Annotated in this window: 10 protein-coding genes; 6 read left to right on the plus strand and 4 right to left on the minus strand. The window is 65.4% G+C overall.

Going from position 1 to position 7,420, the window contains the following annotated elements; genetic code table 11:
- Positions 1 to 948: MobQ family relaxase (mobQ, locus tag DI606_RS18800; protein ID WP_293985393.1), on the minus strand; the 948-nt coding region annotated here is incomplete at its 3' end.
- A gap of 136 nt (positions 949 to 1,084) precedes the next feature.
- On the opposite strand from mobQ, the gene DI606_RS18805 reads away from it, so the two are divergent.
- The 6 genes from DI606_RS18805 to DI606_RS18830 are packed head-to-tail and all read left to right on the plus strand — an operon-like array spanning position 1,085 to position 4,662.
- Positions 1,085 to 1,453, plus strand: a complete 369-nt coding sequence (locus DI606_RS18805) for a hypothetical protein (protein ID WP_293985395.1) — start codon at positions 1,085 to 1,087, stop codon at positions 1,451 to 1,453.
- A 13-nt stretch (positions 1,454 to 1,466) separates the two neighbouring features.
- A complete protein-coding gene (locus DI606_RS18810) occupies positions 1,467 to 1,790 on the plus strand; it encodes a conjugal transfer protein TraD (RefSeq protein ID WP_293985397.1) in 324 nt (107 codons plus the stop codon).
- A 19-nt stretch (positions 1,791 to 1,809) separates the two neighbouring features.
- On the plus strand, positions 1,810 to 2,037 hold the full coding sequence (locus tag DI606_RS18815) for a conjugal transfer protein TraD (protein ID WP_293985412.1): 228 nt from the start codon (positions 1,810 to 1,812) through the stop codon (positions 2,035 to 2,037).
- Positions 2,034 to 2,774 carry an SIMPL domain-containing protein gene (locus DI606_RS18820; RefSeq protein ID WP_293985399.1) on the plus strand — a complete coding sequence of 247 codons (741 nt, stop codon included), beginning with the start codon at positions 2,034 to 2,036 and terminating at the stop codon, positions 2,772 to 2,774. Before DI606_RS18815 ends, DI606_RS18820 begins: the two co-directional genes overlap by 4 nt.
- A gap of 38 nt (positions 2,775 to 2,812) precedes the next feature.
- Positions 2,813 to 3,094, plus strand: a complete 282-nt coding sequence (locus tag DI606_RS18825; protein WP_293985401.1) for a hypothetical protein — start codon at positions 2,813 to 2,815, stop codon at positions 3,092 to 3,094.
- Positions 3,094 to 4,662, plus strand: a complete 1,569-nt coding sequence (locus DI606_RS18830; RefSeq protein WP_293985403.1) for a type IV secretory system conjugative DNA transfer family protein — start codon at positions 3,094 to 3,096, stop codon at positions 4,660 to 4,662. The genes DI606_RS18825 and DI606_RS18830 overlap by 1 nt, the downstream gene beginning before the upstream one ends.
- Positions 4,663 to 5,232: 570 nt before the next feature.
- Here DI606_RS18830 and DI606_RS18835 read toward each other — a convergent pair.
- From DI606_RS18835 to DI606_RS18845, 3 genes are read right to left on the minus strand one after another with little or no spacing between them, the layout of a single operon-like run.
- Positions 5,233 to 6,186: a replication initiator protein A gene (locus tag DI606_RS18835; protein ID WP_024021610.1), complete on the minus strand. Its 954-nt coding sequence runs from the start codon at positions 6,184 to 6,186 to the stop codon at positions 5,233 to 5,235.
- Positions 6,183 to 6,530: a hypothetical protein gene (locus DI606_RS18840; protein WP_093068437.1), complete on the minus strand. Its 348-nt coding sequence runs from the start codon at positions 6,528 to 6,530 to the stop codon at positions 6,183 to 6,185. The genes DI606_RS18835 and DI606_RS18840 overlap by 4 nt, the downstream gene beginning before the upstream one ends.
- Positions 6,530 to 7,183 carry a ParA family protein gene (locus DI606_RS18845; RefSeq protein WP_093068411.1) on the minus strand — a complete coding sequence of 218 codons (654 nt, stop codon included), beginning with the start codon at positions 7,181 to 7,183 and terminating at the stop codon, positions 6,530 to 6,532. The genes DI606_RS18840 and DI606_RS18845 overlap by 1 nt, the downstream gene beginning before the upstream one ends.
- Positions 7,184 to 7,420: the final 237 nt, after the last annotated feature.

A 7,420-nucleotide genomic window follows, 5' to 3' on the forward strand; every position in this document is an offset into this window, starting at 1 on the left:
AGCGCGCTCTAGCCGCTCCTCCACCGCGATCATCTCGCGGCTCGTGAACCGCTCCTGGTCGCGTCCGTCCTTCCCCAGCGCCACCAGCTCGGGCGAGGACCGCACCGCGCTCATGGCCTGGTCGAACTGCTCCTTGCCGTCGCTGTGCCGGTGGACGAACATCGCCAGGTCGCGGGTGGTGAACGTCGCCTGTTGCCGCGTGATCGCATCCAACGCGATTTCCGGCTTGGCGATAATCTTCTCGCCGTTCTCGCGCGCGATCCGCACATGATCGTCGGCGTTGCGGTGCGGCTGTCCCTCAAGCTCGTGCCGTTTCCCCATCGGCCCGATCTTGTGCTGGGGCTCAAGCTCGATCCCCTGCGCCTCGTAGGAGCGATGGTCGATCCGCCCTTCCAGCCCCAGCTCCGCCATGCGTTCGTTGACGTGGGCGGCCCATGCCTCTCGCCACTCCTTCAACAGCTCGGTTGAGTTCCAGGCGCGGACCTTCTTGCCGAACCCCTCAGGTCCAACCTCACGCATCGACAACATGACATGCGCGTGCGGCTTCGGGGTGCCGTCCTTTGCCTTGTCCCAATGCACATTAAGGTCCGCGACCATCCCGCGTTCGACGAACTGCTTGTCCACAAAATCGCGGGCGAGGCTAACGCCCTGTTTCTCGCTCATCTCGCGCGGGATCGAGAACTCCACCTCGCGCGCGAGCTGCGCGTCCTTGCGTTTCTCCCCGGCCTCCACCTCGTTCCACAGGGTCGCGCGATCGTTTAAACGCTCCGGCGCACCTTCGGGAGCCAAGATTTCCGAATGGACGACGCCGGCCTTGTTCGAAAAATCATGGTTCCGCCCAAGCCGCTCGTCATGCAGCTCGGATGCGGAGCGATAGGCGGCGCTCGCAACGGCGCTCGATCCGCTTGCACGGCTGATGACCTTGGCCGAGAAATGATAGATCGCCATGACAGCCTCTATACTGCCTCCTCAAGCGCACGTCGGCAACGACGTATAAGCGCGCACTCATCATTCGCTCCGCTCCTGCTGATTGACTTGCTGTTCATCAATGAGGCTGGCATGCTGACCTTCAAGGAAGGCGACTGTGACGATGATCCGGATTTACAGGGAAGCAGGCGAAGCACCTATCGCCACGATCGATGGCATGCGCCTGCTCAAGGGTGACGGTGACACGCAGATCGCTTCGATCGACAATGACAAGGTGTACGGCGGTTCGGGCCGGATTCAGCTCCTCTACATTGCAGGCGACCGCGTGTTCAAAGGCATGGGCAGCATGCAACTCGCTCGCATCGACCGCGGCGAGGTTTACGCCGGAACGTCAGGCCCTCAGCTCGCGGCCTTCGCAGAGGGACAGATCACCGATGATAGCGGCACGGTGATCGGCCACATCGACCATCCGGTTACCGTCGCCGAACTGGCAGCGGTGCTTCATCTCGTGTTCGCAATCTTCTGAGGGAGAAACGGATATGCGAAAGGTGCGGGACTACGATGCCGAGCTGAAGGCGCTGGAGAGCCGCGCCAAGGCGATCAAGGCGCGTCGCATCGAACAGCTCGGCCAGCTCGTCACCGCCACCGGGGCCGATGCGCTCGACATGGAAACGCTCGCCGGCGCGCTGCTCGATGCCGTTGCGTCGAAGGATGCGGAAGCGAAGGAGGCGTGGCGCACGAAGGGCTCCGCTTTCTTTCAACGGCGCGGGCGCAAAGGTGGCCGGACTGCTGGCGGCAACGGCGACGGCGGGAATGCGCAACCGGGCGCTGATCCAGCGTCTGGAAGCGGCGCGGCGTCGTAACGATACGCGAGCCTGGGTCGTGCAACGCCGCAAACGCACCCGCCACCTGATCGAGCTGGGCGGCCTCGTCCAGAAAGCCGGCCTGGTCGAACTCGCCGACGATGATCGCGCGACGATCTACGGCGCGCTGCTGGAGCTGGTCGGCCGCGCTCGCGGCGGCGAGGCCGGCGACACGCTGGCGCTCTGGAAGCGGCGCGGCAAACGCGCGTTCGATGCAGAAAGCAATGTAGAGGAGCGACTACCTTGAGCAAGATTTTGTGGGCCTTGCCGCTGTGCGCTGTTCTTGCCGGCTGCGATCGTAGTCCCGCCGACCCGCATGGCCTCCAAGCCGGCGAGACATTGCTGACGGTCACAGGCACGGGACACACCGAGGCCGCGCCCGATCAAGCGCTGTTCACCGCTGGTCTGTCGAGCGTGGCGGCTGATGCGAAAAGCGCCAGCGCGAAGAACGCCGAAGTCATGAGCCGGATCACAGCCGCCCTTGCCCGGCTGAACGTGCCGACGCGCGATATCCAGACCCGAAGCCTGTCGGTCAATCGCGTGGACTATGGCCCCAATAAGGGGCGCTTCGAGGCGAGCAACACGCTGACCGTGCGGGTCCGCGACACGGCACGGGTGGGCGAGGCGATCGCCGCTGTGACCGATGCTGGCGCAAATATCGTGTCTGGCCCCAACCTCTCGATCGCCGATCCGGAGAAGGCGAGCCTGAGCGGCTATGACGCCGCCTACAAGGCTGCGCGCGCAAAAGCTGAGGCCTACGCCAACGCCGCCGGCCTTCGCATCGATCGGGTGCTCGCCATCCACGATGGCGGCCAGGGCGGCTACATGCCGCAAATGGCCGATCTGAACACAGGCCTCGTTCCCGTCGCGCCCCCGCCCTCTCCTGTTGTCGCGGTTCAGGCCGAACAGGGCCCTCCCGTGATGGCAGGAACCAACGCCGGGATGGTGACGGTGCGCGTGAACTTCGCGTTGGCTCCCAAATAGCCGCCTTACCGCCAGCCTGGGGAAGGATGAAGCCGACGATGACCTTCGACCTCGACGCGATCCGCCGCGAAGTTCGCGCGTTGGATTTCGAGCGCGGCACACCCGCTGACGTGGCGGAATGGCGCGAAGCCGATGCCGAATCCCGCGCCAACCTCGCGATCGAGGGCATGACGCTTAGCGCCGACGACGAGGCGTTGTTCGACATGCTGCGCGACGAGGCCGTGCCCCCTCCCCTCGCCACGCAAATCCTGCTCAGGCTGCTCGACCATCCCGACGCCGATCCGGAGTTGGCGATCACGCCGCTGGAACAGGCCTGCTGATGGCTGGTCCGCTTATCGGCGGGCGTCGGCCGATAAGCTGGCGGCTCGCGATCGTCGTCGCGTTCGTCGCGGCCTATGCGACGGCGCGATGGCTGGAAGGCATCTTCGGCGTCGGGCAGATTTCCGGCACCGTGTCGTTCCTGGTCCTGGTCGGCCTGATCGGCGCGACCTGGTGGATCAATAGCCGGGCCGGCAACCGCAGGAACGAGCTGCTGGGCTCCGCCCGCTTCGGCAACCGTGCTGACGTGCGCAAGCTGGAAGCGAGTGGGGATCTCCTGATCGGCCGCGCCAAGGAGTCGGGCAAGCTGCTCCGCTACGACGGCGCGGCCCACCTGCTGACGATCGCACCCACCCGATCGGGCAAGGGCGTCGGCACGATCATCCCCAACCTGCTCCTGCTCGACCGCTCCGTGGTGTGCATCGACCCCAAGGGCGAGAATGCCCGCGCCACAGCCCGTGCGCGGGCCAGGAAGGGCGCTGTGTGGTGTCTGGACCCCTTCGGCGTCTCCGGGCGTCCTGCGGCCCGCTACAACCCTCTGGCGCAGCTCGACCCGGCGAGCCCGGACCTCGCGGAAGATGCGCAGACGATTGCCGACGCTCTGGTCCACGATGCGCCGGGGCAATCGGGCGAGGCGCACTGGAACGAGGAAGCCAAGGCGCTGATCGCGGGCGTGATCCTGCACACCATCGTCCACGAACCCCCTGCCCGCGCCACGCTCGCCACCGTGCGCGATAAGCTCACCCGCGACCCCGCTGGCTTCGCCGCGCTGCTGGTGGACATGCAGGCCAGCACCGGCGCGCATGGCCTGATCGCGCGCGCCGCGAACCGCCACCTCGGCAAATCCGATCGCGAAGCCGCCGGCGTGCTGTCCTCGGCGCAGCGCCACACCCACTTTCTCGACAGCCCGCGCCTGGTCGAAAGCACGTCCGCCTCCGACTTCCGGTTCGCGGACCTGAAGGAGCGGCCCGGCACGGTGTTCCTGTGCCTGCCGCCCGATCGGCTCGATACCTATGCCCGCTGGCTGCGCCTGCTGGTCGCGCAGGCCATCACCGACATGGCGCGCTCCCCTGCCCGGCCGGAACGCCCCGTGCTGTTCCTGCTCGATGAGTTCGCCGCACTCGGCCGACTAGAGCCGGTGGAGCGCGCGATGGGGTTGATGGCGGGCTATGGCCTCCAGCTCTGGCCGATCCTCCAGGACATGCACCAGCTCCGCGCCCTCTATGGCGAGCGCGCGGGCACCTTCCTGTCCAATGCCGGCGTGATCCAGACGTTCGGGGTCAACGATTACGCCACCGCCGACATGCTCTCGCGCACGATTGGAGACATGACGTTGGAATATGCGACCCTCAGCACGTCGCGCGGCACGGGCTGGGGTGGAAATCGCGCCGGTCCCTCGGAAAGCGTCAGCACGCACGTCACGGCGCGGCGGCTCGTCACGCCGGATGAAATCATGCGGATGCCGGCGGACACGCTCCTGCTGCTGCGCCAGGGCGAGCGCCCGCTCTGGGCCAGCAAGGTTCGCTACTATGACCAGCGCGAGTTCGCCGACCTGTTCGATCCGGCGTGATCGCACACACCGGCGGGGAAGATTGAAGGCGAGGTTTGAGGTAGCGCCTCACCGCACATCTCCGCTGGCGGAGCGCTGAAGGCACACACCGCCGGTTTCGCTTGGCTTCTTTCGGAAGCCCTGCGGCCGATAGGCCGCTCTGGTGGCGGTGTTAGCCGGCACGGATCAAAAGCGCATTGGCCGTAGGCCAATTCCGCTTGCCCTTCTCAGGTCCACGGTTTTGGGTGAGCCTTGTCGTTAAGAGATTCTGTTAAATAGGAATCGTTAAACAAGTTAAGCCGCTCAAAAAGCGGAATCTTGCTTTGTTTATCAACCGCTTGCCGGACAGCCCGGTGGGTGAAACCCCGTGATTCGGTGTGTGATACCCCGATAGTGCGGTGGGTGATACCCCGACGCCAAGGTGGGTGAAACCCCGAGATTCTGGAGCCGAAAAGGGGCCTCCCGCGCCAGTTATCCACAGCCTGGCTGGTGGCTCCGGCATCGCCCGAAGCATGTCAGGGTTCAGGCAGCATCGCTGGCCGGTGTGTGAAACCCCGATAGTTGGGCTTGCGGTGTGTGAAACCCCGATAGTCAGCGGCGGCCGGCAAGCCGGTCCATCTGTGCATCGACTTCCTCGGCCCGCTTGCGCTCGGCGTCGAAACGGGCGCGCCGCTCCTCCTCAGCGCGCATTCTCTCGGCGAGCGCTAGTGCCTCGGCCTCGCCGCGGAGCCTGAACAACACGGCCGGGCTTTTGTCCGTCGTCTCGGTCAGCTCCATCGCATAGTCGGGGAGCTGGTCGGCCTCGATCACCCGCCGAAGCATCCGGTTGAACTCCTTGGGCTGGGCATCGCTGCCGGTCTTGTCGCGAAGCACTTCTACCCGGCAAGTCCACCCACCGCGCTGCGTGCCGGCGTGCTTTCGCGCGATACGATAGAGCGCCCGCTCCAGCCCTCCGGAGAGCAGGAAATAGTCGGGGTGCATGGTGAGCAGCGACTTCTCGTTGACGATGCCCTCATAGACCCAATCCGAGAGGGTCAGCGTCATGCCGCGCGGCTGCTCCGTTTCGGCGTCGGTGTCGAAGGTCCAGCTGTCGAGCCAGTTGAAGCCAGCCTTCTGCCGGCGCTTCGTCGCGCGGATCGAAGTTGTGATCGAAGTCGTCTGGAGCCGGAGGAGCGCAGCTTGCAGCTCCTGATAGTCCCTGCCCCCTGTGCTGCGCTTGATCGCCCGCAGTAGGTCGTAGGGCGTGGTTGTCAGCGTGCGGGGCAGGTCGTTCAGCCCCTGCTGCTTCATGCGGTTGAGCGTGGACGCGGCCCATATCAGGATATCGGCGTCCCAGATTGTGGCCATGCCGTAGTCGGGAATGGCCTGGACGCGCACCCAGGCCTCGCCATCCGGGCTGCGATACTCGATCGGCTTCAGCCGCTTGCGCTTCTGGAGCGAGAAGAACGGGCGCTCCATGACCTCCCGCTGGTCCTTGAGCGGAAGATCACCGAGCGCCGGAATGAACAGGTCGAACTCGGGATTGGGATCACGCCGCTTGCTCACGGCGCAAACCTGGTGTGTCCCCGCTGGACCAGATACTGGCGCAGCAACCGCTCGGTGATAACGGTAAGGGGCTCCCCGCCCTCCTCGACGCTGAGCTGGCGCAGTGTGCGGTGCATGTCTTCGGGAATGTGGATCAGCACCGGCTTCTTGCCGGGATGGCTGCTGCGCCGGGCAGGTGCTGCCGGGGCCGACGTGTCCGCCGCACGCCGCGACCGACGCGGGACGGCAGGCTGCGGCGCGGGAGTTGCATCGGCAACGAGAGCCGATGCCGGTGCCGGTGCCGGTGCCGGTGCCTCGGGCTCGTCATCGAAGATGCCGGCGAGCGCGGAAGTTTTCTTCGCCATCATCCAACCTCGCTTACTTGCTTAGTCGTAAAGCCGCTTAGTCGCTTAGCCTCGTCATAGGCGGCGCGCAACTCGGCCGCCGCCTTGCTGTCCGGATCCGTCTCGGCCGCCGTTCTGCCGAGCGGCGTGGCCTTGTAGAAATCCTTGCGGAAGTGGAGGCGGCTGTCGAACATCGTCACGCCCTTCGCCGCGAAACCGGCATGGGCCTCCTGCCCCTCCCCGCCCTGATGCGGAACCTGCGTCAGTATAACGGCGAACGGCGTGCCTGCCTGCTGCACCTGCTTGACAGTCTGCAACACCGAATGAACGTCCAGCCCTCGCGGCGCGACAGGGATGATGACGAAATCCGCCTGCTCGGCTGCGAGCATGGCAATGTCCTTGGAGTTCGCCGGCGTGTCGATGATGATGAGGTCGATCTTGCCGCTGCTGCGCCCGCGCGAGACGTGGAGCGGCAGACCGGCAACGCTGCTGTCCTTCACCATCACGTCGTCGTCGTCGCGGCGTTCGGACCAGTAGAGCGCCGATCCTTGGCGATCGTCGGCATCGAGGATAACGACCGACGCCCCCTCCCGCGCCGCCTCGACGGCGAATCCGGTTGAGAGGGTGGTTTTGGATTGCCCGCCCTTTTGCGCGATGACGGCCCATACTTGCATAGCTGCTGCTCCTACTAAGCGGCTAAGCGACTTATGGAGCTTAGCCGCTTAGTCGTAAAGGGTCTTAGTCGCTTAGCCATGTTCGTCTTCAGTTCCGTCGCCGACCGGATCGTGGCGCATCGGGCCGCGCCCCTCAACCGGGGGGCATAAAAAAGCTGGGGGTGACGGTGCTGATCCGGTAGCTTTAGGAGCATGTCGAAACCGGCTCTGCTTGTCGCTTACCGTCTGAAGGTCGGC

It is taken from the genome of Sphingobium sp., assembly GCF_003248505.1.
Classification (GTDB): Bacteria; Pseudomonadota; Alphaproteobacteria; order Sphingomonadales; family Sphingomonadaceae; genus Sphingobium.

Coding starts and splice junctions, on each gene's coding strand:
- DI606_RS18825 (WP_293985401.1), top strand. CDS start 2,813: ATGACCTTCGACCTCGACGCGATCCGCCGCGAAGTTCGCGCGTTGGAT.
- DI606_RS18810 (WP_293985397.1), top strand. CDS start 1,467: ATGCGAAAGGTGCGGGACTACGATGCCGAGCTGAAGGCGCTGGAGAGC.
- DI606_RS18845 (WP_093068411.1), bottom strand. CDS start 7,183: ATGCAAGTATGGGCCGTCATCGCGCAAAAGGGCGGGCAATCCAAAACC.
- DI606_RS18840 (WP_093068437.1), bottom strand. CDS start 6,530: ATGGCGAAGAAAACTTCCGCGCTCGCCGGCATCTTCGATGACGAGCCC.
- DI606_RS18830 (WP_293985403.1), top strand. CDS start 3,094: ATGGCTGGTCCGCTTATCGGCGGGCGTCGGCCGATAAGCTGGCGGCTC.